At 66.9% G+C, this 25,811-nt stretch carries 23 protein-coding genes and 4 tRNA genes; 17 read left to right on the top strand and 10 right to left on the bottom strand.

Annotated features, from left to right (window positions below; translation table 11 throughout):
- Positions 1–89: 89 nt before the first annotated feature.
- The 4 genes from FY549_RS13090 to FY549_RS13075 all read right to left on the bottom strand — a co-directional run bounded on the left by FY549_RS13090 (position 90) and on the right by FY549_RS13075 (position 5,274).
- Entirely contained in the window at positions 90–2,231 is a 2,142-nt protein-coding gene (locus FY549_RS13090) for a 3-hydroxyacyl-CoA dehydrogenase NAD-binding domain-containing protein (RefSeq protein ID WP_149085400.1), read from the bottom strand.
- Complete coding sequence (locus FY549_RS13085) at positions 2,228–3,433, bottom strand: thiolase family protein (protein WP_149085399.1); 1,206 nt, start codon at positions 3,431–3,433, stop codon at positions 2,228–2,230. Before FY549_RS13085 ends, FY549_RS13090 begins: the two co-directional genes overlap by 4 nt.
- A 73-nt stretch (positions 3,434–3,506) precedes the next feature.
- On the bottom strand, positions 3,507–4,700 hold the full coding sequence (locus FY549_RS13080; RefSeq protein WP_149085398.1) for a ribonuclease D: 1,194 nt from the start codon (positions 4,698–4,700) through the stop codon (positions 3,507–3,509).
- Positions 4,693–5,274: a DUF3000 domain-containing protein gene (locus FY549_RS13075; RefSeq protein ID WP_149085397.1), complete on the bottom strand. Its 582-nt coding sequence runs from the start codon at positions 5,272–5,274 to the stop codon at positions 4,693–4,695. Before FY549_RS13075 ends, FY549_RS13080 begins: the two co-directional genes overlap by 8 nt.
- 25 nt (positions 5,275–5,299) lie before the next feature.
- Between FY549_RS13075 and FY549_RS13070 the strand changes: the two genes are divergently transcribed.
- A complete protein-coding gene (locus FY549_RS13070) occupies positions 5,300–6,457 on the top strand; it encodes an alpha/beta hydrolase family protein (RefSeq protein WP_149085396.1) in 1,158 nt (385 codons plus the stop codon).
- Here FY549_RS13070 and FY549_RS13065 read toward each other — a convergent pair.
- Positions 6,441–6,872 carry a SufE family protein gene (locus tag FY549_RS13065; RefSeq protein WP_149085395.1) on the bottom strand — a complete coding sequence of 144 codons (432 nt, stop codon included), beginning with the start codon at positions 6,870–6,872 and terminating at the stop codon, positions 6,441–6,443. The two genes, FY549_RS13070 and FY549_RS13065, sit on opposite strands and share 17 nt — an antisense overlap.
- Positions 6,873–6,890: 18 nt before the next feature.
- The gene (locus FY549_RS13060; RefSeq protein WP_060922078.1) at positions 6,891–7,784 is read right to left on the bottom strand and encodes a sulfurtransferase; all 894 of its coding nucleotides are present in this window, start codon (positions 7,782–7,784) and stop codon (positions 6,891–6,893) included.
- A 144-nt stretch (positions 7,785–7,928) separates the two neighbouring features.
- On the opposite strand from FY549_RS13060, the gene zapE reads away from it, so the two are divergent.
- From zapE to FY549_RS13040, 4 genes are all read left to right on the top strand, one after another.
- Entirely contained in the window at positions 7,929–8,966 is a 1,038-nt protein-coding gene (zapE, locus tag FY549_RS13055) for a cell division protein ZapE (RefSeq protein ID WP_149085394.1), read from the top strand.
- 134 nt (positions 8,967–9,100) lie between these two features.
- Complete coding sequence (locus FY549_RS13050) at positions 9,101–10,339, top strand: ammonium transporter (protein WP_149085393.1); 1,239 nt, start codon at positions 9,101–9,103, stop codon at positions 10,337–10,339.
- Between the two features lie 240 nt (positions 10,340–10,579).
- Positions 10,580–10,957: a type II toxin-antitoxin system PemK/MazF family toxin gene (locus FY549_RS16940; RefSeq protein WP_149085392.1), complete on the top strand. Its 378-nt coding sequence runs from the start codon at positions 10,580–10,582 to the stop codon at positions 10,955–10,957.
- 83 nt (positions 10,958–11,040) lie between these two features.
- Positions 11,041–11,427: an SPW repeat protein gene (locus tag FY549_RS13040; protein ID WP_149085391.1), complete on the top strand. Its 387-nt coding sequence runs from the start codon at positions 11,041–11,043 to the stop codon at positions 11,425–11,427.
- A gap of 67 nt (positions 11,428–11,494) precedes the next feature.
- Here the strand turns inward: FY549_RS13040 and FY549_RS16550 are convergent, their stop codons facing one another.
- Together FY549_RS16550 and FY549_RS13035 are read right to left on the bottom strand one after the other, a co-directional pair.
- Positions 11,495–11,668, bottom strand: a complete 174-nt coding sequence (locus FY549_RS16550; RefSeq protein WP_187614871.1) for a hypothetical protein — start codon at positions 11,666–11,668, stop codon at positions 11,495–11,497.
- 112 nt (positions 11,669–11,780) lie between these two features.
- Complete coding sequence (locus FY549_RS13035) at positions 11,781–12,206, bottom strand: GIY-YIG nuclease family protein (RefSeq protein WP_187614870.1); 426 nt, start codon at positions 12,204–12,206, stop codon at positions 11,781–11,783.
- A gap of 154 nt (positions 12,207–12,360) precedes the next feature.
- On the opposite strand from FY549_RS13035, the gene FY549_RS13030 reads away from it, so the two are divergent.
- The 6 genes from FY549_RS13030 to FY549_RS13005 all read left to right on the top strand — a co-directional run bounded on the left by FY549_RS13030 (position 12,361) and on the right by FY549_RS13005 (position 19,194).
- A complete protein-coding gene (locus FY549_RS13030) occupies positions 12,361–13,662 on the top strand; it encodes an ABC transporter substrate-binding protein (RefSeq protein ID WP_149085390.1) in 1,302 nt (433 codons plus the stop codon).
- Between the two features lies 1 nt (position 13,663).
- A complete protein-coding gene (locus FY549_RS13025; protein WP_149085389.1) occupies positions 13,664–14,647 on the top strand; it encodes a carbohydrate ABC transporter permease in 984 nt (327 codons plus the stop codon).
- Complete coding sequence (locus tag FY549_RS13020; protein ID WP_149085388.1) at positions 14,644–15,558, top strand: carbohydrate ABC transporter permease; 915 nt, start codon at positions 14,644–14,646, stop codon at positions 15,556–15,558. Before FY549_RS13025 ends, FY549_RS13020 begins: the two co-directional genes overlap by 4 nt.
- A 2-nt stretch (positions 15,559–15,560) precedes the next feature.
- Positions 15,561–16,496 (top strand): glycoside hydrolase family 43 protein, encoded by a 936-nt coding sequence (locus tag FY549_RS13015; protein ID WP_187614869.1) that lies wholly within the window; start codon positions 15,561–15,563, stop codon positions 16,494–16,496.
- 74 nt (positions 16,497–16,570) lie between these two features.
- Entirely contained in the window at positions 16,571–17,536 is a 966-nt protein-coding gene (locus FY549_RS13010; RefSeq protein WP_149085387.1) for a TIGR03885 family FMN-dependent LLM class oxidoreductase, read from the top strand.
- Positions 17,533–19,194 (top strand): alpha-amylase family protein, encoded by a 1,662-nt coding sequence (locus tag FY549_RS13005; protein ID WP_149085386.1) that lies wholly within the window; start codon positions 17,533–17,535, stop codon positions 19,192–19,194. The genes FY549_RS13010 and FY549_RS13005 overlap by 4 nt, the downstream gene beginning before the upstream one ends.
- A gap of 51 nt (positions 19,195–19,245) precedes the next feature.
- Here the strand turns inward: FY549_RS13005 and FY549_RS13000 are convergent.
- A tRNA-Val gene (locus FY549_RS13000) sits at positions 19,246–19,321 on the bottom strand.
- Between the two features lie 151 nt (positions 19,322–19,472).
- Between FY549_RS13000 and FY549_RS12995 the strand changes: the two genes are divergently transcribed.
- The 6 genes from FY549_RS12995 to FY549_RS12970 all read left to right on the top strand — a co-directional run bounded on the left by FY549_RS12995 (position 19,473) and on the right by FY549_RS12970 (position 24,147).
- Positions 19,473–19,545 (top strand) — tRNA-Gly (locus FY549_RS12995).
- A gap of 52 nt (positions 19,546–19,597) precedes the next feature.
- Positions 19,598–19,668 (top strand) — tRNA-Cys (locus FY549_RS12990).
- Between the two features lie 27 nt (positions 19,669–19,695).
- Positions 19,696–19,770: transfer RNA gene (locus tag FY549_RS12985), tRNA-Val, on the top strand.
- Positions 19,771–20,479: 709 nt separating this feature from the next.
- Complete coding sequence (locus tag FY549_RS12980; protein WP_149085385.1) at positions 20,480–20,800, top strand: hypothetical protein; 321 nt, start codon at positions 20,480–20,482, stop codon at positions 20,798–20,800.
- Positions 20,801–20,957: 157 nt separating this feature from the next.
- A complete protein-coding gene (locus tag FY549_RS12975; RefSeq protein ID WP_159463123.1) occupies positions 20,958–22,640 on the top strand; it encodes an ATP-dependent nuclease in 1,683 nt (560 codons plus the stop codon).
- Between the two features lie 652 nt (positions 22,641–23,292).
- Positions 23,293–24,147 carry a serine protease gene (locus FY549_RS12970; RefSeq protein WP_149085383.1) on the top strand — a complete coding sequence of 285 codons (855 nt, stop codon included), beginning with the start codon at positions 23,293–23,295 and terminating at the stop codon, positions 24,145–24,147.
- Positions 24,148–24,253: 106 nt separating this feature from the next.
- Here the strand turns inward: FY549_RS12970 and FY549_RS12965 are convergent, their stop codons facing one another.
- On the bottom strand, positions 24,254–25,732 hold the full coding sequence (locus FY549_RS12965) for a hypothetical protein (RefSeq protein ID WP_149085382.1): 1,479 nt from the start codon (positions 25,730–25,732) through the stop codon (positions 24,254–24,256).
- Between the last annotated feature and the right edge of the window lie 79 nt (positions 25,733–25,811).

Here is a 25,811-nt window from a genome sequence, read left to right as displayed (position 1 = left end):
CGCGGACGAGACGCGTGGGCCGCTCGACAGGCCCCGTCCGCACGACGAAGGGGGCCGCGCCCATGGCGCGACCCCCTTCGGCGGCGTGATCAGCGGCTCTCCACGCCCCGGATCTGCGGGGTGTGGAAGGAGCCGCCGAACGCACGCTCGGACGCACCCTCGCGGTCGAGGTACGGCGATGCCCCGCCGTCGATGAAAGGCCAGCCGGCTCCGAGGATGAGGCACAGGTCGATGTCCTCGACCTCCGGAACGACGCCCTCGTCCAGCATCAGCTTGATCTCGGTAGCAAGCCCGTCCTGCACGCGCTGCAGGATGGTGGCCGGCGACGCCGGAGCCTTGCCGACGGCCGGCTTGAGGACCTTCTCGGCTTGCTTCGTCCACCCGACCACGCGGCCGCCCTTGTCCTTCTCCACCACCTGGTCGAGCTCGGCCAGGGCGTGGAAGTTCTCGTTGGCATAGAACCGGTCGGGGAACGCCCGCACCATGGTGTCCTGCACGTGCGCGGCGACCTTCCAGCCGACGAGGTCGATGAGCTGGAAGGGCCCCATCGGCAGCCCGAGGGGCGCGAACGCCTTCTCAACCTCGGCGATCGGAGTGCCCTCGTAGACGGCGCGTGCCGCTTCGCCCATGACCTTCGCGAGCAGACGATTCACCACGAAGCCCGGGGCGTCGGCGGTGAGCACCGCGTTCTTGCCGAGGTTCTTGGCGACGACGAAAGCGGTCGAGAGCGCGGTGTCGGCGGTGGACGGCGTCTTCACGATCTCGATCAGCGGCATCACCGCGACCGGGTTGAAGAAGTGGAAGCCGACGAGCCGCTCGGGGTGGGCGAGCTTCGCGCCGATCTCCTCCACCGACAGCGACGAGGTGTTCGTGGCGAGCACGGCGTCCTCCGCGATGATCTTCTCGATCTCCCCGAACACCTGCTGCTTGACGCCGACCTCCTCGAACACGGCTTCGATGACGAAGTCGCAGTCCGCGTAGAGGCTCTTGTCGGTCGTGCCCGTGACGAGGCCGCGCAGCTTGTTCGCGGTGTCCGCGTCGACACGGCCCTTGGCCTCCAGCTTGCCGATCTCCTCGTGGATGTAGGCGACGCCCTTGTCGACGCGTGCCTGGTCGAGGTCGGTGATGAGCACCGGAACCTGCAGCTTGCGCACGAACAACAGCGCGAACTGACTGGCCATGAGACCCGCGCCGATGATCCCGACCTTCGTGACCTTCTTCGCGAGCTGCTTGTCAGGGGCGCCGACGGGGCGCTTCGCACGCTTCTGCACGAGGTCGAAAGCGTACATCGAGGCCGCGAACTGGTCGCCCGTCACGAGCTCGGCGAGCGCCTCGTCCTCGCGCGCGAAACCCTCCGCCTTGGTTCCGCTCTTCGCCTTGTCGAGCAGCTCGAGGGCGGCGTAAGGAGACTTCGGGACGGTGCCGATCTTGGACTCCAGCATGCCGCGTGCCATCTTGATCGCGATCGGCCACTTGGTCAGACGCTCGATCTTGCCCGGCTCGTTCTTGCGCTCGACCCTCTTGCCGCCGAGGACGGCGTCCGCCCAGGCGAGCGAGTTCTCGAGGTAGTTCGCAGCGGGGAAGATCGCATCGAAGATGCCGAGATCGAAGGCCTGCTGGGGCTTCAGCATACGGTTCTGCTTGAGCGGGTTGGAGATGACGACCTCGAGGGCGTTCTCGATGCCGATGAGGTTCGGCAGGAGGTACGCCCCTCCCCAGCCGGGGATGATGCCGAGGAAGACCTCGGGGAGCGCCACGGCCGCGGCCGACGCGTCGACCGTCCGGTACGTGGAGTTCAGGGCGATCTCCAGACCGCCTCCCAGCGCCAGGCCGTTGACGAACGCGAAGGAGGGCACGCCGAGCTCGCTCAGCTTCCCGAGCACCTTGTGGCCGAGCTGGGCGATCAGACGCGCGTTGTCCCGCGAGCCGACCTTGCTGATGTCCGAGAGGTCGGCGCCGGCCGCCATGATGTACTGCTTGCCGGTGATGCCCACCGCCTGGATCTCGCCGGCTGCCGCACGGGCTTTGAGACCGTCCAATGTCTCACCGAGCTCGGTCAGCGTGGCCGGCCCGAGCGTGTTCGGTCGGGTGTGATCGCGACCGTTGTCCAGCGTGATCAGGGCGAGGACCTTGCCGGACGCGAGTCGGATGTCGCGCACGGGGGAGTGCGTGACGACCTCTCCCTCGGTGAGTGCCTGGATGGGCGAGAAGTCGACGTCGTCGTAGCTCACTTCTTCTTCTTTCCGTCGTAGTGCGGGTTCTCCCAGATGACCGAGCCGCCTTGACCGAGACCGACGCACATCGCCGTCAGGCCGTAGCGCACGTCGGGGCGCTCGGCGAACTGCGCCGCGAGCTGGATCATGAGGCGGACGCCGGAGGCGGCCAGCGGGTGGCCGACGGCGATCGCGCCGCCCCACGGGTTCACGCGCGGGTCGTCGTCGTCGATCCCGAAGTGGTCCAGGAACGAGATGACCTGGATCGCGAACGCCTCGTTGAGCTCGAACAGCCCGATGTCGGAGATGTCGAGGCCGGCCTTCTTGAGCGCCTTCTCGGTCGACGGGATCGGGCCGATGCCCATGATCTCGGGCTGGACGCCGGCGAAGGCGAAGGACACCATGCGCATCTTCGGTGCGAGGCCGAATTCCTTGACGGCGCCACCTCCGGCGAGCAGCGACATCGTCGCACCGTCGGTGAGCGGGGAAGACGTTCCGGCGGTGACGCGCCCGTGCGGACGGAACGGCGTCTTGAGGCCGGCGAGGTCCTCCATCGTCGTCTGCGGGCGGCGGCCCTCGTCTTCCGTGGCGAGTCCCCAGGCGCCGTCTGCACCCTTGATCGCGACCGGTACGAGGTCCGGCTGGATCTTTCCGGCGTCGTAGGCGGCCTGCACCTTCTGCTGGCTGCGCATGCCGTAGCGGTCCGAGCGCTCCTTGGTGAGGTGCGGGAAGCGGTCGAAGATGCGCTCGGCGGTGACGCCCATGTTCAGCGCGCCCGGGTCGACCATCTTCTCCGCGACGAAGCGGGGGTTCGGGTCCGCGTTCCCTCCGATCGGGTGGTGTCCCATGTGCTCGACGCCGCCAGCGAGCGCGAGGTCGTACATGCCGACGCCGATCGAGGCACCCATCGTCGTGACGCTCGTCATCGCGCCGGCGCACATGCGCTCGACGGCGAGGCCGGGAACGGTCTGGGGGAGCCCGGCGAGGATCGCCACCGACCGCCCCAGGGTGAGCCCCTGGTCTCCGGTCTGGCTCGTCGCCGCGATGGCGACATCGTCGATACGGTCCGCCGGGACGGCCGCGTTGCGCTCCATCAGGCCGATGGTCGCCTTCACGGCGAGGTCATCCGCGCGGGTGTTCCAGTACATGCCCTTTTCGCCGGCGCGCCCGAAGGGGGTGCGCACTCCATCGACGAAGAAGACGTCCGAGATCTCGGCCACTCTGCCTCCAAATTAGTGCGGTGGCCTCAGTCTATGAACCGCCGGAAACCGGGAGGAATCGGTTGGATCGAACCTACGAAGCGGTCGCGGAGGTCGTGTCGGGCGATTGTGCTGCCTCTACGAAGGCGTCGGCGATCTTCTGTGCAGTCTGTTCAACCTGCCAGGGGCGCGCCCCGAGGGTGGACAACGCGGCACCGACGTCCGCGGCGGTGCTGCCGGGGAAGTCCCAGGCAACGCGGCGGAGGAAGTCGGGCGTCAGGAGGTTCTCGGTGGGCATGCCCAGCTGCTCGGCGACGGCCTCCACCGCGGGACGGGCGGCCTTCAGGCGCGCATCCGCCTCCGGGTTGCGGTCGCCCCAGGCGCGGGGCGGCGGAAGCGCGTCGCTCGGCACCCGTTCGCGGGGCAGAGTCTCGGCGGCGCGGCCCTCCACGATGGCCTGCCACCAGCGGTCCAGCTGCGTGCGGCTCGCGCGACCCTGGAACTCCTTGACACCGGCGAGCGCCTGTTTGGAGGTGGGGTTGGCGAGGACCGCCGCGACGAGCGAGCGGTCGGGCACGAGGCGCCCGGGCGAGATGTCCTGCTGCTGCGCGTACATCTCACGGGCTTCCCACAGCGCGCGGGCGACGGCGAGATTGCGGGCGCCACGGACCTGGTGGAGCCCGCTGAGCCGACGCCACGGATCCTCCCGCGGAGCTTTCGGCGCGCGGGAGAGAGTCGCGGCGAACTCCTGGGCGGCGAACTCGGTCTTGCCTTGCTCGGCGAGCTCTGCGACGAGGGCGTCACGCACGTCCACGAGGTGAAGGACGTCCAGTGCGGCGTACTCCAGCCAGGCATCCGGCAGCGGACGCGTGGACCAGTCGGCGGCGGAGTGCTCCTTCTTCAACGTGATGCCCAGCGTGTCCTCGACGACCGCGGCGAGTCCCACCCTGTCGTGCCCGAGCAGGCGGGCGGCGAGCTCGGTGTCGAAGATCTCCTTCGGCTCCAGGTGCAGCTCCCGCAGCGACGGCAGGTCTTGACTGGCGGCATGGAGAACCCACTCTGCATCGCCGATCGCCTCCTGCAGGGGCGCGAAGTCGCCGATGGCGGGCGGGTCGAACAGGAACACGCCGGCGTCGCGCCGGAAGACCTGAACCAGGTAGGCGCGCTGAGAGTAGCGGAAGCCGGATGCCCGTTCGACGTCGACCGCCACGGGGCCGGTGCCCGCGGCGAGCGCGACGCAAGCCGCACGGAACTCCTCGGTATCGGAGATCACGGAGTATTCAGTCACGTACAGCCTTTCGCGCGCCGATCACGGCGATGCCCTCGGAACCCGGCGGAAGTCCCGCCAGCATTCCGACCAGCTCGGCCCATGCTTCGACGTGCGGTCGGAACGGGCCATCCGGAGTCCAGGACGCCCGCAATTCTATCTGTGCCCCGTCCCCCTCGTCGGCGAGCCCACCGAATCCCTTCGACAGCGTCTTGGTCGAGGTGCCGGAGGGGGAGTGGTAGACCGCGTCCCGGGAGTCGAGCGCATCGACCAGCCAGGACCAGGTGACATCGGCGAGCAGGGGGTCGGTGCCGATCTCGGTCTCGAGGGGTGCCTGGGCGAAGATCACGATACGCCAGGCGCCGCCCCACGCGTCGGGCTCCTCGGGGTCGTGGAGCAGGATGAACCGCCCTGTCCCGTAAACCGAGTCGCCGTCCTCGCCGGGACGGACGTCCGCCGACAACGCGATGGCGAAGGGAGCGAGATTCTGCGGCGTCGGGATCTCGCGGACCGCGATATCGTCGCGGAACGCGGTCGCGCGCAGTTCGGCGACGGCGGCGTCGAAGGGCGTCCCGGCCTCGGGGTGTGCGGTCACGGCAACAGGCTAGAGTCGGAAGGCGATGAAGAGTCTCAGGCACGCCGTTGCGATCCTTGTCCCCGCGCTCCTCGCCCTGGGGACCGCCGCCGGATTCCTCGTGCTCGCGGTGGCCAGACGGGTCGTGACCCCGTTGCGGAGCCGCATCCAGGACACCGAGATCCTCGCGATCGATACCGGCGCGCAGACGATCGAGCTCCGCCGTACCCGTGACACCGAGCTGCCCGGCCGGTACGGGCTCTTCACCACGGGCACCTACGGGTACCTGAAGCTCGGAGCCGTCCTCAGCGCGGACGGCACGACGGTACGGCGGAAGCTCCTCACGAAGGTCGAGCCGGGCGCGCGGGTGGACCGCGGAGCATCCTTCAGCGGGAGCTATTACACCTCGCCGAGCGAGCTGCACCTGCGGTGGGAGAACGTCCTCATCGGCTCACCGGCCGGCCCATGCCCCGCGTGGTTTTTCCCCGGTGATTCGTCGGCCTGGGTCATCCAGGTACACGGCCGCGGTGCCACGCGCTCAGAGTGCCTTCGTGCCGTGCCCGCGCTCCACGCGGCTGGACTGCCGACGCTCGTGGTGTCGTACCGGAACGACGGCGAGGCCCCGCGGACGCGGGCGGGGGCGTACGCGCTCGGAGCGGCGGAATGGCGGGACGTGGACGCGGGCATCGCCTACGCGCTGCGCCACGGCGCCGAACGGGTCATCCTCATGGGGTGGTCCATGGGCGGCGCAGTGTCGCTCCAGGTGGCCGTCAACTCCGGTCACCGCGACCGCATCGCCGGGATCATCCTCGAGTCGCCGGTCGTCGACTGGCGGACCGTGCTGCGCTTCCAGGCGAAGGTCGCGCGCGTACGCGCGCCGCTGCCGGAGCTGGCGATGGGCGCGCTGCAGCTCCCGCTGACGGCGAAGCTGAGCGGTGCCGATGAGCCGATCCTGTTCGACCGCCTCGACATGGTCGCGCGCGCCGACGAGCTGCAGTGCCCGATCCTCATCCTGCACAGCGACGACGACGGCTTCGTGCCGGCGGACGCCTCGCACGCGCTGCAGGAGGCTCGACCTGACCTGGTGACGATGCCACGTTTCACGGTCGCCCGGCACACGAAGCTCTGGAACTACGACGAGAAGGGCTGGACGACGGCGATCGCGGAGTGGCTCGCGGAGCAGGGCTTCAGCGCTTCTGCCTGACCTGGTTCTTCGCTCGCATCAGCATCCCCGTCATTCCGCCGATCCGCAGCGGCGACACCGCCTTGGTGAGCCCGATCGACTGGGGGTAGTCCTCGGGGATCGCCAGCACCTCGTCCGCGGTCAGCCCGCTGATTCCCTGCACGAGGATGCTCGCGAAGCCGCGCGTCGTCGGCGCCTCCTCCGGTGCGGTCGCGTGCATCGTCACCACATCGTCGTGCACTTCGACGTAGATGTACACGGGTGACTGGCACTCCGCGACACGCTCGCACATCTCCGGATGAGCGGCCACCTCGTCGGACACGGAGGGCAGCTCGTCGGCGTACTCGAGTAGGAGCAGCAGGCGGTCCGACTCCGGGGTCTCCAGGAATCCGTCGCGGATCTCGGCGAGGGTCTCGGGCAGTGCGGGCGCGTTCATCCCCGCCATTCTCCCACCTCAGACCGTGCCGGGCTCCGTACCCGTCACGATGGGGACGCGCACGGCGCTGCCCCACTCGGTCCACGAGCCGTCGTAGTTGCGGACGTTCTCGAAGCCGAGCAGGTGCTTGAGTACGAACCAGGTGTGGCTGGAGCGTTCCCCGATGCGGCAGTATGCCACGACATCGTCACCGTCCTGCAGCCCGGCGCCGTCACGGTAGATGGCATCGAGTTCCGCGCGGCTCTTGAAGCCGCCGTCCTCGGCGACGGCCTTCGCCCACGGCACGCTCTGCGCGGTGGGGATGTGGCCGGCCCGCAGCGTCCCCTCTTCCGGGTAGGCGGGAGCGGTGGTCCGCTCGCCGCTGTACTCCTCCGGCGAGCGCACATCGATCAGGGGGTTGCCGAGGTGGGCGAGCACGTCCTCCTTGTACGCGCGGATGACGGAGTCGTCACGCTCCACCACCGGGTACTCCGTGGCCGGACGGTTCGTCGCCTCGCGCGTGAGCTCACGCCCCTCCGCGATCCAGCGGTCACGACCGCCGTCGAGAAGGCGGACGTCCTCGTGGCCGAACAGCGAGAACACCCACAGTGCGTAGGCTGCCCACCAGTTGTTCTTATCGCCGTAGATGACCACCGTGTCGTCGCGGGCGATGCCCTTGCGACTCAGCAGCTCCGCGAACCCCTCGCCGTCGACGTAGTCGCGCACGACCGGGTCGTTGAGCTCGGTGTGCCAGTCCACCTTCACCGCGCCGGGAATGTGGCCCGTCTCGTAGAGCAGGACGTCCTCGTCGGACTCGACGACCACGAGGCCGGGTTCACCCAGGTGGGCGGCGAGCCACTCGGTCGTCACCAGGCGGCCGGGCTCGGCGTACTCGGCGAACTTCGGGGAGGAGGAGTCGAACTCGATGGCCATGGGGTCTCCGTAGCGGTGAGCGGGCGAGCGGGTGGTGCGGACGGCGTAGTGTGGATCCGTCCCTTCGACGATAGATCCTCCGCGCGCCCCCGGGACCCGATCCGTAAGACTTCGACACAGGCCGTTGCCTGATTCAGGACCGTGATGACCGACCCGACCACCCGCACCGGAACCGTCCAGCTCACCGACCGTATGCCGACGGTCAGCGGACCTGAGATGCTTGCGAGCCTGGTGCCGCCGCCACAGTTCGACGACGCCACGTTCGACAGCTACCGGGCGGACCCCGCCTACCCCTCGCAGGAGGAGGCGAAGCAGACGCTGCTCCGCTTCGCAGGTCGCGGTGCTCCCGTCAAGCGCGGCGGTCTGTTCAGTCGGGCGAAGAAGGAGCCGGAGCTCAAGCCCGGGGTCTACCTCGACGGCGGCTTCGGCGTGGGCAAGACCCATCTGCTCGCATCGATCTACCACGCGATGCCCGCCCGGCGGAAGTACTTCGGGTCGTTCATCGAGTACACCGCACTGGTGGGCGCCCTCGGATACAAGAACACCGTGGACCTCCTCAAGGGTGCCGATCTCCTGTGCATCGACGAGTTCGAGCTCGACGACCCGGGCGACACCATGGTCATGACGCGGCTGCTGGGCGAGCTCGTGCCGACAGGCACTCGACTCGCGGCGACATCCAACACGCCGCCGAACGCCCTCGGAGAGGGACGCTTCGCCGCGCAGGACTTCCTCCGCGAGATCCACGCGATGGCGGACAGCTTCCAGACCCTGCGCATCGACGGCGTCGACTTCCGGCAGCGCGCGATCGACGGCCACGCCGTGGCACTGGACGATGTCGCCTACGGCGCCGCCCTGGACGCGGCCGCGGCTGACGGCGCCGTCTCGGACGACGCGTTCGACGACCTCATCCGGCACCTGGCCCAGGTGCATCCCTCGCGCTACATCCGGCTCATCGACGGCCTGCACCGAGTCGGGCTGCGGGGCGTGCGGCAGCTCACCGATCAGTCGGAGGCCCTGCGTTTCGTGGCCTTCGTCGACCGCGTCTACGACGCCCAGATCCCGATCCTCGCGACGGGCCTCGGGCTCGACGGCGTGTTCTCCGACGAGATGCTCGCCGGTGGCTACCGCAAGAAGTACCTGCGCGCCATCTCCCGGCTCAACGCGCTCACGCATTCTGCGTAAGCCCGCAGGCCCGCGTAACGCGATGTTCACACGCGGAGCGCGCCTGTAACAGCAGGGAAACAAACCTCACGCATGGGCGAAACCGTGCGTGGTCACACTGAAGCTCTCAATTACTTCGGATGTGAGGTTTTCCTATGGATGCTCCCGGCAACATCTCGTGGGCGATCACCGCGACGGCACTGGTGCTGCTCATGACGCCCGGCGTCGCCTTCTTCTACGGCGGTCTCGTCAAGGCGAAGAGCGTCGTCAGCATGATGATGATGAGCTTCGGCTCGATCGGCCTCGTCGCCGTGCTGTGGATTCTCTTCGGCTTCTCGATGAGCGCCGTCGACAGCCCGACCGCCTTCGCGGGCAACCCGTTCGCCGACATCGGTCTGTCGAGCCTGGCGTCGGGGGAGGGCTCGAACGTCGCGCTCCTCAGCGTCGCCTACGGCGCCACGTTCGCGATCATCACCGTCGCCCTCATCTCCGGGGCGATCGCCGATCGGGCGAAGTTCGGTAGCTGGCTGATCTTCGCCGGCGTCTTCGCCACGGTCGGCTACTTCCCGGTCGCGGCCTGGGTCTGGGGTGGCGGCTGGATCATGAACCTCGGGACGACCCTGTTCGGCGAGGACAGCGGGATCGGCGTGATCGACTACGCCGGCGGCACGGCCGTGCACATCAACGCGGGCGCCGCGGCCCTCGCCCTCGCCCTCGTCCTCGGCAAGCGCATCGGCTTCCAGAAGGGCATCCTGAAGCCGCACAACGTGCCGCTGACCCTGCTGGGCGCCGCGTTGCTGTGGTTCGGCTGGTTCGGCTTCAACGCCGGTGCGGAGTGGCTCGCGGAGGACATGGGCGGGGTGGGCCTCATCGGTCTGAACACGCTCGGCGCGACGGCGGCCGCCATCCTCGGCTGGATCCTCATCGAGCGCATCAAGGACGGGAAGCCCACCTCGGTCGGTGCCGCCTCCGGCGCCGTGGCGGGTCTCGTCGCGATCACCCCGGCGTGCGCGAACCTCACTCCTGGCTGGTCCCTCCTGCTCGGAGCGGTGGCCGGAGTCGTCTGCGCTCTCGCGGTCGAGTTGAAGTTCCGCCTCGGCTTCGACGACTCGCTCGATGTGGTCGGCATCCACCTCGTCGGCGGCCTCATCGGCACCGTGTACCTCGGCTTCTTCGCCACCGGCACCGGACTGTTCGTCGGCGGTGACGCCCGCCAGCTCGCCGTCCAGGTGATCGCGGCCGCGGGCGTGCTGATCTACTCCTTCGTGGTGGCGTGGGTGATCGGCTTCGTGATCCAGAAGACGATCGGGTTCCGCATCACGAACGAGGACGAGATCGCCGGTGTCGACCAGGTCGTACACGGCGAGGAGGGCTACGCTCTCGCGGATGCGTGACGACGGTTAGGGTGACCGTGTGGGCACGACCAGCAACGGCATCCTGAAGACACTCGCGGGCCTCCTGCGTCGAGCAGTGGGCTCCCCCGGGCGTCGCGGACCTCTCCCGGTCCGCGGCGCCCGGACGCGCGTCTGCGGACGGACGTCGAGCGTGAGAGCCCGTCCGCGACCGCGGCGGATGCGGGAGTCGAACCGGGGCGTGCCCGCGGAACGGAGACCGTGCGGCTCGATCCCAGCCGCATGCCGGCCGTCCGCGTGGCCTACGCGCCGCAACGTGACGGGGCGCCGGATGCGGGCGAAGTGGTCTGGACCTGGGTTCCCTACGAGGAGAACGACGGCCGCGGCAAGGACCGACCGGTCCTGGTGATCGGGCGGCAGTCGTCCGAGCGCGTGTACGCGGTGCGGCTGACCAGCAGGCCGCATGACGGCGACCGTGACTACCTGTCGATCGGGAGCGGGCAGTGGGATGCCCAGGGGCGCGAATCGTGGGTCGACATCGAGCAGCTCTACAGCGTCCATGAGCGCGGCCTGCGTCGTGAGGCGGCAGCGCTGGACCGTACCCGGTATGCACGGGTCGCGGCGGCGCTCCAACGGCGATACGGATGGGCGCAGAGCTGAGGCGAGCGCCGCGTTCCCATCCGACAGGGGCAGGGCTCCGAACCTCCTGGTGAGTCGCCGCCGGCGGCACCCAAGGAGGAATCATGCGTTTCATCCCGACCAAGGTCCACGGAATTCTCGACTACGTCGTCGGGATCGCTCTCATCGCCGCCCCCTGGCTCTTCGGCTTCGCGGGCGTGGGAGGGGCAGCCGTCGTCATCCCGATCGTGCTCGGCGTCGGCCTCATCGTCTACAGCCTCTTCACGAAGTACGAGTGGGGTCCCTTCGGCCTGATCCCGATGCCGGTGCACCTCGTCTTCGACATCGTCGCCAGTCTCTTCCTCGCGCTGTCGCCGTGGCTGTTCGGCTTCGCGGACGAGGCACTGAACGTCTGGCTCCCGCACGTCGTCGTCGGCGCCGCCGTCATCGTCGTCGTGCTCTTCTCGCAGCCGCAGCCGGAGAGCGCCCGGGGGCGCGCAGCGACCACCTGACCCCAACACGCCGAGGGGCGACCGGAGCGCTGACCGGGGCGCCCCTCGACATGTCGATGCGGGAGGATCACTCCTCCTCGTCGGACTCCTGCTGATGCGCCTGCTGCTGCTCCGTGTCGACCTGCGCAGGAGGCAGGTCCTGGAGGAACTGGCGATCGCTGTTCGGGTCGCCGCTCCCGTCGCCGGCGAGCGGATCCTGCGCGCTGACGTCGTCGGCGGGGATGTTCTCTCGTCCGTTCATGTCCGGTCCTCTCACGCGGGGCGTCGGATGCGCCCGTTCGGAAGAGAGTCTGCCGCTCGCGGCCGAGGCGCGGGATCCCCTGGTGCGATCGGTTCCGCGGTGATAGACGTGATCAGCCGCGGAGTGCGGCGCTGAGCCAGCGAGCGTACTGATGCCAGGGGTCGCCATCCCGTTGCAGGCGCGCGATGTGGGCACGGATGTCGGGGGTGAGTGTGAACCACTCGCCTCCCTCGCGAGCGGACGCGAACTCGCGGTGTCGCTGTTGCTCGAGCGCGCGGTCGCCCTGCTCGAAGGCGAGGAGCTCGTCGTGGCGGATGCTCGCCAGACGGCTGCGGGGCCGCCTGCTCGTGCCGATCTTCACGCGCTCGTCGAACCGGAGGTAGTACACGACATCGATCCGCGGCAACGGGAGGTCGGGGTCGGGGGAGTCTCCGACCCGCCAGCCGCAGAGCGCGCAGTGCCACGCGCCGGCCGTGCGGACTCCGGTGAGGGCCCCGCACAGTGCGCAGGGACCGGGAAGGAGAGGTGCGGGGTCCACGGCACGAATCTACTTCGCCCCGGGGACAGCGGCACGAATCACTCTTGCCGACGAAAAAGCAACCCCCTCGACCGAGGATCCTCGAGGGCGGGACGCTGACGTCCGGTCGAGGTCGCCTTCCTTCCTCGGCCTGCGCATCGAGGAGGATGACCGCATGATCGTTCGACGTCATCGTCGCATGTTCGGGACGACTGCTGTGCTGGGCGCCACCGTCCTCGTGGCGAGCTGTGGCTCCCCGCAGGCACCGGCCTCCGATCTGAGGGAGTTCGCGGGGTCCTATGACGGTCCGCCGGTCACGCTCGACTTCTGGAACGGCTTCACCGGCGGAGACGGTCCCTACATCCGTCAGATGATCGCCGACTTCGAGAAGGAGCACCCCGACATCGACATCAGAGCGACGACCCAGGAGTGGGGTGACCTGTACCAGAAGCTCCCTGCGGCGTCGTTCGCCGGGGCCGGCCCGGACGTCGCCGTGATCCACGTGGAGCAGATCGGCACCATGGTCGAGCGCAACGTGATCGAGCCGCTGGACGATCTCGCCGAGGCACTGGAGCTCGACGCGGACGACTTCAGTGAACAGGTGTGGGAGGCCGGGGAGTACGACGATGCCCGATACGGGATCCCTCTCGATGTGCATTCCCTCGCCATGTACTACAACACCGAGCACTTCGAGAAGGCGGGGATCACCGAGCCCCCGACCGATGCGGCCTCCTTCCAGGACGCGCTCGAGCGACTGCAGGCCGCCGGCTACGAGACGCCGTTCTGGATGCCGTCGCTCTGGCCCGCCCACCTCATCGACCTCAGCCTCCTCTGGCAGGGCGGCGGTGAGCCGTACTCCGAGGACGGCGGCGAGGCCACGTGGAACTCGGCAGAGGGCGTCGCCGGGCTCGAGTGGATGCGTTCGATGGTCGATGACGGCTTCAGTCCCGACTCCGTCGCCATCGACGCCCAGTACGTGGCCTTCAAGAACGGGGAGACGTCGATCACCTGGGACGGCATCTGGCAGATCAACGATCTCAAGGACTCGGGGCTGCCGTTCGCCGCGGCTCCCTTGCCGGCGGTCGCGGGAGAACCGGCTGTCTGGGCCAACTCGCACCAGTTCGTCCTCGGCCGGCACGCTCTGACCGACGCCGACAAGAACGATGCGGCCAAGGTCTTCATCGCCTGGATGAGCGAGAACTCCGCTGAATGGGCGGGTGCGGGCATGATCCCCGCGCGGGCGTCGGTGCGCGCGGAGACGATGCCAGGGAGCGTGCAGGAGCCGATCGCGGAGGAGATCGACGCGCTGCGTTTCCTCCCGTCCATCCCGGGCGTCGGTGCGATCCAGGCGGACACGCTGGAGATCGCGGTGGCCAGCGCGATGCTCGGCAACGCGCCCCCGGCGGACGTGCTGGACACCGAAGCGGCCAGGGCCGACGCGCAACTGCAGGCCAACCTCGAACGGTTCGGAGAGTGACATGAGTGCTGCAACCGAGACCGCCGCACGCCCGCGACCCACCGCGGCCGCGCCACGTACGCGCGCGATGTCACCGACGCGAGCCCGACCCTACACACCGTGGCTGTTCCTTCTTCCCTACCTGACGCTCTTCGCGGTCTTCGTCGTGCTCCCCGCCGTGCTGGGACTCTGGATCAGCCTGCACGAGTGGGACTACACGCTGGAAGAGCAGCCGTTCGTCGGCGGGGAGAACTACGCCGACCTGTTCGCGGCCGGCTCCGGGACCTCCGACGTGTTCTGGGAGTCCATGCGTGCCACGGGCATCTTCACGCTGTTCAGCGTCCCCCTGCTGCTGGTCCTGCCGCTGCTGGTGGCGTTGTTGATGCACCGCCGCTTTCCTGGCCGCAACTTCTTCCGCGCCGTGTACTTCGCCCCGTACGTGCTCGGTGTCGCCGTGGTGGGCCTCCTCTGGAGGTACCTGCTGGACAGCAACGTCGGGCTGGTCAACTTCACCCTCGGTGTGTTCGGGTTGCCCAGCGACATCCCGTGGACGACCGCCGTGCCGGCGGCGTGGGTGGCCCTGGTGGGTGTGACGGTGTGGTGGACGCTCGGGTTCAACGCCGTCATCTACCTCGCGGCCCTCCAGGACATCCCTGCTGAGCTCTACGAGGCGGCGGCGGTGGACGGCGCAGGGCCCTGGCAGAAGTTCCGAGCGGTCACGCTGCCCGGACTGCGACCGATCCTCACGTTCATCACGATCAACACGCTCATCGCGTCGGCGAACATGTTCGGGCAGTCGTACATCATCACCCAGGGGGCGCCGGGGCGCGAGACGAGGACCGCGATCTACCAGATCGCCGAGACCGGTCTGCGGAACTACCAGATGGGGGACGCGGCGGCGATGAGCTATGTGCTGACCGTGGTCCTCCTCTTCATCAGCATCTTCGTGTTCTGGCTCTTCCGAGAGCGGGATGCCAAGGGCGAAAAGACGGGAGCACGGCGATGACCGAGACGACGGACACGCGCACGGTCCCGAAGGTCCGCGGCTCCGGCGGCATCGACCACGAGCGGCCGGACCGGAAGCGGACTCCGCGGCAGCGATGGGGGCGTGCGGCGCAGTACGTGCTCCTCCTGCTCCTGGCCCTGATCTACATCAGCCCCGTGCTGTTCATGGTGTCGACCTCGTTCAAGACGGGTGCGGACGCCGCAGGCGTGCCTCCGACGTGGATCCCTGCACCCTTCACCACCCAGGCGTACGACACGATCCTGACGGCCGAGGGCACGCCGGTGCTGCGCTGGTTCGCGAACAGCATGATCGCGGCCGCACTGCACGCGCTCCTCGTGGTCGTGACGGCGTCCCTGGCCGCCTACCCGCTCGCCCGCATGCGCTTCCGTGGCCGCGGCACCGTCTTCGCCGTCGTGGTGGCGACGATCCTCATCCCGCCGGTGATCCTCGTGATCCCGAACTATCTGATCGTCTCGAGTCTCGGGTGGCTGAACACTCTCGTCGCGATCATCGTGCCCACGGCCGCCTCGGCCTTCGGCGTGTTCTTCCTGCGGCAGTTCTTCCTCACGCTGCCGGTGGAACTGGAGGAAGCCGCGCTCCTCGACGGTGCGAATCGCTGGGACATCTTCCTCCGGGTGATCCTCCCCCTCTCGCGGCCGGCACTGGCCACGCTGGCGCTGCTGGCCTTCCTCACCAACTGGAACGACTTCCTGTGGCCGGTGTACGTGCTGTTCACCGCCGACGTGCAGACCCTGCCCGCGGGGCTCGCGACGCTGCAGTCCGCCAACGCCGTACGCTACGACCTCCTCATGGCGGGCGCCGTGATCGCGAGCGTGCCGGTGCTGGCCCTCTTCGTGTTCCTCCAGCGGTTCATCATCGAAGGCGTCTCCCGCTCGGGGTTGAAGGGCTGACCGTGGCTGATGCACAACCCGGCCCCGCCTGGGAGGGGTACTTCGCCGACCCTTTCGTCTCCCGGCGTGCGGACGGGTCGTACGTGGCCGTCGGAACGGAGGAGGACGCTCCGCAGGGCGGCAGAGTGTTCCCGGTGCTGGAGTCGACCGACCTCCGTACGTGGCAGCCGCGGGGGCGCGCGCTAGAGCGCGTCGATCCCGGGTTGGGCGATGCGTACTGGGCGCCGGAGATCGCCGAGGCCGACGGCGCGTGGTGGATGTACTACTCGGTCGGTCGGGGCATCCAGGGCCATCACCTCCGGGTGGCTCGCAGCGACGACGCCTTCGGACCGTACGCCGACACCGGCGTGGTGCTCACGCCGCACGAGCGCTTCGCCATCGATGCCCACCCGTTCCTCGACACCGACGGGACGCGCTACCTGTACTTCGCCAGGGACGTCCTGGATGCCGAACGCCCGGGCACCCATCTGGCCGTCGCCGTCATGGACGGGATGCAGCGGTTCGCCGCACCTCCCGTGCCGGTGCTCGCACCGTGGGCGGATGCACACATCTACGAGCGGGATCGCTGGATGTACGGACGCACCTGGGAGTGGCACACGATGGAGGGGCCGTCGGTCATCCGCCGGCACGGTCGCTACTGGATGACGTTCTCAGCCGGGGCCTGGACCGGACCCGGGTACGCGGTGACATGGGCGGTGGCGGATCATCCGCTCGGCCCGTGGGAACCGGCTCCGGACACGGTGCCCCCGCTCCTGGCCACGGGCGGTAGCCTCACCGGGCCCGGTCACAACTCATTGACGATCGCACCCGACGGCGGCGACGTCATCGTCTTCCACTCGTGGGACGCCGCCCGCACGCGACGGGCGATGCACGTGCGGCGTATCGACTTCACCCCGAGCGGGCCGCGGCTCGGAGGCTCCCTCGGCGCGGAGGGCTGACGCCGCGCCCTGGCAGCCTCCCGCCCTCCTGTCAACCACTGCCGTCGGGCGTCTTCGCTTGCCAGACTCGGGCTATGGTCTTCATCGGATTCCACGCCTCCCACGAGCAGATCCCGCCGAGTGCCCTGCTGGAAGCCGTCGTCAACGCGGAGTGGGCGGGTTTCGACGGAGCGATGTGCTCCGATCACCTGGCACCGTGGCTGCCCGAACAAGGCGAGTCCGGATTCGCGTTCAGTTGGATCGCGGCAGCGCTGGCCCGCACACGGTTCCCCATCGGCATGGTGAACGCCCCGGGTCAGCGGTACCACCCGGCTGTCGTCGCCCAGGCTTTCGGCACGTTGGAGGAGATGTTCCCCGGACGGTTCTGGGCCGCTCTCGGCAGCGGGGAAGCCATGAACGAGCACGTGACGGGGGAGGCGTGGCCCGCCAAGGACATCCGCAACGACAGGCTGCGGGAGTGCGTGGATGTGATCCGCCGGCTCCTGGACGGTGAGGAGGTCGACCACGACGGCCTGGTCCGGGTGCACCGGGCTCGCGTCTGGAGCCGCCCCGAGCAGCCCCCGCCGCTCCTCGCGACCGCGGTCAGCCCGGAGACCGCGGAATGGGCGGCGGATTGGGCGGACGGGCTCGCCACCGTCGCGCAGGAACCGTCTGCGCTCCGCAGGGTGGTGGAGGCGTATCGCTCCGCCGGGGGAGAGGGGCCCTGCATCCTGCAGACGCACGTGAGTTGGGCCGCCAGTGACGCGGAGGCGTACGCGACCGCCGAAGAACAGTGGCGGCAGGGTGTCATCACGCCGCCGCTCGCCTGGAACATCGAACAGCCGGAGGACTTCGACGCCGCGGTGGGCGACGTCGATGAGAGCGCCCTCCGCGCGGCCGTGCTGGTCGACCACGACGCCGGGTCCCTGGCCGAGCGGGTGGCGGAGCTTGTCCGGATCGGGTTCGACCGGGTCTACCTCCATCACGTCGGGCGGGAGCAGTCCGGATTCCTGAAGGTCGCCGCTTCGGAACTCCTTCCCGCCCTCAGGGAGCGCACATGAAGATCACGGACACGAGCGACCTGTGGTGGAAGACGGCCGTCGTCTACTGTCTCGACGTCGAGACGTTCCTGGACTCGGACGGCGACGGAGTCGGCGACCTCCGCGGGCTCGCTCAGCGGATCGACTATCTGGCACAGCTCGGCGTGACCTGCCTGTGGCTCATGCCCTTCTATCCCTCGCCGGACCTCGACGACGGCTACGACGTCAGCGACTTCTACGGTGTCGACCCCCGGCTCGGCACCCACGGCGACCTCGTGGAGGTGATCCGCACCGCGCGCGACCGCGGCATACGCGTCATCGTGGATCTCGTCGTCAACCACACCTCCGACCGCCATCCGTGGTTCCGTGCGGCTCTCCGCAGCATGGACTCGCCCTACCGCGAGTACTACGTGTGGCGCGACGATGCGCCGCCGAAGGGGCAGAAGAACACGGTGTTCCCCGGTCAGGCCGACGGGATCTGGACCAAGGACGAGAGGTCGGGGCAGTGGTACCAGCACAGCTTCTACGAACACCAGCCCGACCTGAACATCGCCAACCCCGCCGTCCGGGACGAGATCGCGAAGGTCATCGGGTTCTGGCTGCAGCTCGGCATCTCCGGGTTCCGGGTCGACGCTGTCCCGTTCCTCCTGGAGGTTCCGAAGACGGCGGACATCCCCGATCCGCACGAGTTGCTGCGCGACATCCGGCGGTTCCTGCAGCGCCGGTCCAGCGAGGCGATCCTGCTCGGCGAGGTGAACCTGCCGTACGAGGATCAGCGGACGTACTTCGGCGGCGCGGACGGCGACGAGCTGACGATGCAGTTCGACTTCGTCGCGATGCAGTCGCTGTACCTGTCCCTCGCGCGTCGTGACCCCGCGCCACTCGTCGCCGCGCTCACCGCGCGACCGCTGCTCGGGCCGGAGGTGCAGTGGGCGAACTTCCTGCGTAACCACGATGAGCTCACCCTCGACAAGCTCACCGACGCGGAGCGCCAGGAGGTGTTCGACGCGTTCGCCCCGGATGAGCGGCAGCGGGTGTTCGGACGCGGGATCACCCGGAGGCTGCCGCCCATGGTGGAGGGCGACCCCCGGAGGGTCCGGATGGCCTACAGCCTGCTCTTCACGCTGCCGGGCACCCCGGTGCTGTTCTACGGCGAGGAGATCGGCATGGGGGAGAACATCTCCATCGAGGGGCGGCAGGCGGTGCGGACGCCGATGCAGTGGTCGGCGGACCGCAACGGTGGGTTCTCGGACGCCCGTGCTTCCCGACTGGTGGCACCGCTTCCCACGGATGGCTATGCCCCGGCGCACGTGAACGCCGCCGCGCAACTCGAGGACCCGGGATCGCTGCTGCACTTCATCCGCGGCCTGATCGCGCGCTATCGGGTGTCTCCCGAGCTGGGGTGGGGCACGCTCAGCGTGATCGCGCAGCCGGAGGACGCCGTGCTCGTGCATTCCCTCGAGGCCGATATCGGACGCACGATCGCCCTCCACAACTTCGCGGAGCGGCTGGCGACGACGCGCTTCCGACTGGAGGAACCAGCGGGCACGACCCTCGTGGACCTCCTCGGCGAGCAGCGGGTACCCCTCGCGGAAGACGGCGTGGTGGAACTGGAGCTGCCGGCCTATGGATACCGCTGGTTGCGCGTCTCCCGCCCGGGCGACGGGAGGATCCTGTAACGGCTACGGAAAGGCCGCAGGCCCCGGATCGTCGGGGCCTTCGGCGGGATGTGGTGGGCGATACCGGACTCGAACCGATGACCTCTTCCGTGTGAAGGAAGCGCGCTACCAACTGCGCCAATCGCCCATACCCGTGGGGTACGTCAACCGATACTACCCGACCCGCGGGTGCCCCGATGACCAGTCCGGGAGACACGCGCGAGATTCGCTGCGGGTTTGGCGGAGCGCCGATCTTCGGCTAATGTTTCATAAGTGCCCGGGACAACCGGGAACGAAATGCGGATGTAGCGCAGTTGGTAGCGCACAACCTTGCCAAGGTTGGGGTCGCGAGTTCGAGTCTCGTCATCCGCTCGAGTGCAGTAGGTCTTCTCGAAGATCGGCGGCACGTGGGGTCAATCCACACGGTGGCGTGGCCGAGCGGCTAGGCACCGGCCTGCAAAGCCGTTTACACGGGTTCGAATCCCGTCGCCACCTCACGGGAAAACTGAATAGCCCCAACGGGCGCGATTGGCGCAGCGGTAGCGCGCTTCCCTGACACGGAAGAGGTCACTGGTTCGATCCCAGTATCGCGCACCACGAAACCCCCGGTTCTCCGGGGGTTTTTTGTTGCTCTGGGAGGCTCGGGCAACATCTGGGCAACATGATCCGGCAATAGTGCGGCCCGAAAACTTCTTGGTTACAACTGTGTCTCGACGGCGGAGACACACGATGCTCCGCCCAGACAGGGGCAGACCATGAAGAACGAAGCAGCGACCGTTGCTCACGGTCCAGGCGGCGAAACAGCCGAGTACGTGTTCGTGACGCCAGAGCTCGCGGTGAGCTGGCTCGCGCTGAACATCGACAACAACCGCAACGTTCGCAAGAGTCGAATCAACGGCTACGTGCGAGACATCCAGAGTGACCGATGGGTCGTCACCGGGGAAGCGATCAAGTTCGACACTGCAGGGCGGCTGGTGGACGGCCAGAACCGGTGCCAGGCGATCGTCGCAGCGGGAAAGGGAGCATGGGTGCTCGTAGTCCGGGGCATCAGCGAGGATGCTCTCGTCGTGCTGGACTCTGGTTCGTCGCGGAACGCGGGGGACATGCTCGTTATCACGGGCCTTGCAGATCGAGCGGATGCGAAGGATGTCGGGGCGATCGCACGTCTCTACGCGGCCTATCAGGCCGGCGATGTGAAGCACGCAGCATCCAACCTGGCGGCAGTACCGGCATCACCAAGTCGGAGCTCGCAGAGGCCGTACTCGCAATCCCTGACATTGAGTTCGCTGCCCGCCGTGCGCGCGGGATGTATCGCTACCTACGTCTGCCCGTCAGTGCCCTCGGGGTCGCGTTCCTTGAGTTCTCCAAGCTCGACGTCGACGACGCGGCCGAGTTCTTCAACCGCATCCGTGACGGCATCCAGAACGGCCCGGGAGACCCCTTCCTCACTCTCTCGCGGCGAGTCTCCAACGACCTGCAAGCCGGAGCGTCGCGCCGGATCGTCCCCGGGCAGGCGCTCTTCTACCTGTTCCGAACGTGGAACGCCTTCCGCGAGGGAGAGCAGCTAGTGAAGCTTCAGATCGGCTCGCCACAGGCGGGCTTCACGCCGATCCCAGTGCTGAAGTGAATCAGCGGCCGAAATGGCAGCTTCCGAGCTCGCTAAGCATCGACTACAGAAGATCCGGCGGCGCAGGGTGAAGAGATCACCCTTCCCGTGGCTCCGCGGCGTCAGTCTCAGGGCCGTAATGCCTGGCACACGGTTCCTAATACGGCATGATTGCTGCATGCTGATGGGCTTTGCGTTTCGTGGATACCGGAGTTTTCCTTCGTCCAGGCTTGCTGTGCTCGCACCGCTGAGCAAGGTGAACCTGATCGCTGGCAAGAATAACTCAGGCAAGTCCAACATCCTGCGGGTACTTCATCAGACGCCTGAACAGGGGGCGGCCAACGGGTTGCACGACCGCCCGCAAGGCGAGGCCAATCACGAGCCCATAGCTCTCTATGCGAGGGCACACGGCCTCACCACGAGTACGTTGCGAAGGCAGTTCGGTGCGGCAGTCGCGCAGGACATGGACGACTTCCTTTCGCATCCTTCGCTCTCGAGGGGCATCGACGGTGCACTCTGGGTCACGAAAGGAAGTCGGCCGCACTTGGATCAAGGAGTCCCTCAGAAGACGGACACACTGGTCCGCGCCGTCCTAAACTCCTGGACATCGAATAGCGCAGAGAACGCCGCGAATCTCGTACGTAGTATTGCACGCGAAATCCCGCCTATACCTGAGGTGGTGTACGTCGAAGGTACGCGGGTGATCTCGAACACCAACGATGAGTCCCCGGATCTGAACGGTCGAAGCATAAAGAAGCGGCTCCTGGAGCTTCAGAATCCAACGACCGAGCGGTTAGCGGATCGTAGGCAGTTCGCCGAGATTCAGGAATTCGTGCGCACGGTTCTCGATGACCCGGCCGTGACAATCGACATCCCCCACGATCTCTCCACGATCCACGTGACGCAGCATGGGCGCACTCTACCGATCGCAAACCTAGGCACGGGAGTACATGAGGTGGTCATCCTCGCGGCAGCGGCCACGCTGACGACAGACAAGATCGTCTGCATCGAGGAGCCAGAAGTGCACATGCATCCTTTACTTCAGCGTCAACTGCTGCGGTACCTTGCGAATCACACCAGCAATCAGTACTTCATTGCTACTCACTCAGCCCATCTGCTGGACTCTCACATCGGGACAATCTTCCATGTGGAACACCATCCTGATCGTGGCTCGACTGTTCAACTTGCGGGAAGCAGCAAGGAGCACGCTCGTGTCGCCAGCGACCTCGGTTATCGACCGTCCGACCTTGTTCAGTCCAATGCGGTGGTGTGGGTCGAAGGACCGTCGGACCGCATCTACATCAAGAGCTGGCTCGATCAACTTGCGCCCGGGAGGTTTGTGGAGGGCCTGCACTACTCGATCATGTTTTATGGGGGTAGCTTATTGAACCAGCTCTCCCCGATGGATGAGGAAGAGGTAGAGGAGTTCATATCGCTCCGCCGGCTTAACCGCTATGTCGCTATTGTCATCGACTCTGACCGCAAATCGGCGAGGGCACGCCTCAACGCCACCAAGACGCGCGTCAAAGATGCGATCGAGCAAGACCCTGAACAAGGTATGGTCTGGATTACTGCTGGCTACACCATCGAGAACTATGTCGAAGAGTCTCGCCTCAACAAAGCCATCGAAGCAGCACACCCGGGGCGGGGAGCGGGAAGGCAACGTAAGAGCTTCGGCCCTATGGAGAGATTCGCGAATCCCCTGGGCGAAGACCGCATTCACGTCTCGCGGCCGAGTAAGGTGGCGATTGCCAAAGCTGCAACCAGTAAGCCGGTGGAAGTTTGGCCAATGGACCTAAAGAAGCGCATGGCCGATCTCATCTCGCTCATAGACACCGCAAACTCGCATCTGACGTTGTAGCGCGATATCGCGTCACACGTCCCGCCTTCTAAGCCGCTGAGGGCGAAATGCCCCAAATCCACCCCTGCCAGAACGAAGGCCCCTCCCTGCGGGGAGGCAGGGAGGGGCCACACCAGTATGCCGGTCTGACCGGGGAGTGCCATCACCGCTCCTGGCCCGGATGCTGATGTCGCTCCTGCGGCGTACACTCGACAGGTCTCGGCCGGAGGAAGGACAGTCTGGCTGTGCCATCTCGAGGGCTTTCTACAGGCTTGAAGTTGAGTGTCGAGCTAGATGCGATCTGTTCGCGGAACCGGTACACGACTGACCCGGCGCCCGTTCTGGACGAGCTCAGGGCCGCCGCGGGTGAACGCACGGATGTGCTCGCTGAGGCCGTGGGGACATGGGTTGGGTACTTCGAGGGCGAGTACACGGCGACCCTCTGCACGGCCCTGAGGACACTCCCCGGCCTTGAGTTGTGGATTGCTTTGGGTCAGCATCGCCGGTCGCGCCCAGACCCGTCCACGCCGGCCGTTCTGGGGTACGGGCAGGCCGCACTCACCCGATCACCGTGCGGCCCCGAGCCTCACCTTCCGCGCTTTGCCCATAGGACGTGAAGTTCCTCTCCATGTATTGCTATCCGTAGTGGGCTGCACTCTGGCAAGCTTTCGAGATGGGCATGACAACCGCGGAGCAACTGTTCTACACGACTGTGTACATCACGGCACATGGCTCGAATGGCGAGGTGAGCACGGGAACAGGATTCCTGGTGGACTATCCCTCCCCGGACGGCGGCTCGTACACGACTCTGGTAACGAACAAGCACGTTCTCGAGGGGTTCGACCGTGTTGACTTCTCGATGATCGGCGCTCGAAATGGACGTCCGACCAATCTTCGGGTCACCACACCTGTCGAGGGCATGGATGCGAAACCATGGCACGGACATCCCGACCCGTCAGTTGACGTTGCGGTCATGCCGTTCGCTACCATCGCCAATTCCATGGCCGCTCAAGGTCTCGCGCCGTACTTCGTGCAGATTCCGTCCTCGATGCTTCTAACCAAGAGTCAGGCCGAAGAGCTCGACGCGATTGAAGAAGTCAAGTTTGTCGGATACCCCAATGGGATCTTCGACACCGAGAATTTCCTGCCAATCATGAGGAGCGGAGCAACGGCAACCCCTCTTCAGATTGACTACCGTGGGCAGCCCGCGTTCCTGATTGACGCCGCAGTCTTCCCCGGGTCTAGCGGAAGCCCGGTCTTCATCTATGACCGCAACGGATACAGAGACCGGGCAGGGACGGTTCACGTCGGTGGCGCCCGATTGCACTTGCTCGGCATCGTAGCGGCGATGCATGTACGTCAGTCGAGTTGGCAGGTCGTTGATGTGCCGACCGCCACGATGGCAGTCGGTTCGGAGGTGCTTGGGCTTGGCATCGTCTTCAAAGCGAGTGCCATTCAGGAATGCGCAGAAATGATGTTCGCTGCCGAAGGCATCGAGATCGCCCCACCCACAGACGAGTTGGCATAGCGGTCGCGGAGTAAGTGAGCTTAGGTCCTAGCATGCACGGCTACAAGCTGATCGGTACCGGAGATGCCCACCTGCTCCCGCTCTGGTGGGCATCTCCGACATGGAGCTACCGCAAAGCTCCCGTGGCGTCGCGCCATGCGGAGCCGTCTGAATAGAGCGGTATCGTCAGGTCAGAGTCGTAGATGCTGCCCCCAACGCCGACTGTAGCCGCCGAGGGCCGCGACGCGGTGGTAAAGACCCCCGTGACTACCGCCGTGGCGGCTCGCACGTACCTCCAGCGCCCGGTCGGCGTTCCGCTGTCGATGGTGTTGGTGACCGGTGGGCCGAAGGACGTCGTGCCTGCGGTGGTGAAGAGAGCGCCGCCAGCACCAGACAGGCCCGCGACGGGTGTAGCGGTTCCGTTGCCCACCAACACCTGTCCTGCACTCCCGTCGATTCTCACCCGGTCGGCGGCGTCGTTGAACCTCTTCAGCTTGTGGATGTTCGACTCGGAGCGCTGCGTGTACGCGGTCGCCGGGTCGTCACCGGCAGCCGTCCCACCCGTTCGAAGGATCGACCAAGCCGGGTGGGTGCTACTGGACTCCGACTCGAAGATCGTTCCCCCGTTGTTCCCGGAGCCGAAGAATCGATACTTGTTGGTCCCGATGAACGAGTTGGAAACGGCGCCAGTCTCCCACGTCTCGGCAATGTTGTCGATCTGGTTACCGCCGAAGATGAAGTTGCGCACGGCTGCTGAGCCCCACCTGATCTTCGACTGCCCGGAGGTGAACTCGAATCGCGGGTTGATCCACTGGTTGTACGATCCCCCGTCCACATCGATGGTGTACTCGACAACTGCCGGGGACTCGAGCGACGGGTTGAGCCAGACGTTGTTGTTCGGGTCGGCGTTGCCCGTCAGATTCACCAGAAGGATGTGGCGCGTTCCTGCCGCGTTGGGGCCCTCCCCGGAACTGTGCGACCACCGTCCACCGATGTGAGTGATCTGGTTGGCCCATCCGGTCGAATCGGCGTCGAGTTTCTGGTTGATCTTGTTGTCAGCCAGGTGCCCGACCATGACTGTGACGTAGGAGATCCCGTTCCCGTTCATCCCGTACTCGCGAAGACCCACCTCGAAGCCGGTCACTCGCGGCACGAACACCTGTGCGGTGTAGATGTTCACTAGGTCGACGCCGATGCTCCCGGCAACGCTTGCCCATCCTTTGCCGACCTTGTTTGCGTTGCGGACCACGGGGAGGCGCATGTCCTTGTGAATGACGTAGCCCGTTTGGGTGCCAGCCCGAACCGCAGTCCCGGTTCCGGTGTAGTTGATGGTTAGCCCGGACAGGTCGCAGTTGCACTTGATCTGCAACGTCTGGTCTGTGGTGATCTCTCCCGCCGCCAAAACGCGTGTCCCCAGCGCTTCTGCGGAGTCGCAAGCGGCCTGGATTCCCTCGAAGGTCATCTCCGTGGGCAGAACGATCCCCATGCGCGCCTGATCCGTGTACGTGCTTGCGAGGGTTGCACCTAGTTCGGTTTCGTTGTTCGTTGCGTCTCTCGCGATGCCCTCCCGCACGGGCTCGGGCAGGCGGTAGTCCGAGTCATCCACGGCTACAAGTCGATTGACCATATGTAGGTACTCCAATCATGAGTGTGTCGGAAGAGATGAGAAGGGCCCGTGTCACCGA

This window comes from Microbacterium sp. 1S1, assembly GCF_008271365.1.
In the GTDB taxonomy this organism is placed as follows: Bacteria; Actinomycetota; Actinomycetes; order Actinomycetales; family Microbacteriaceae; genus Microbacterium.
This window is presented reverse-complemented; position numbering and strand designations above follow the sequence as displayed.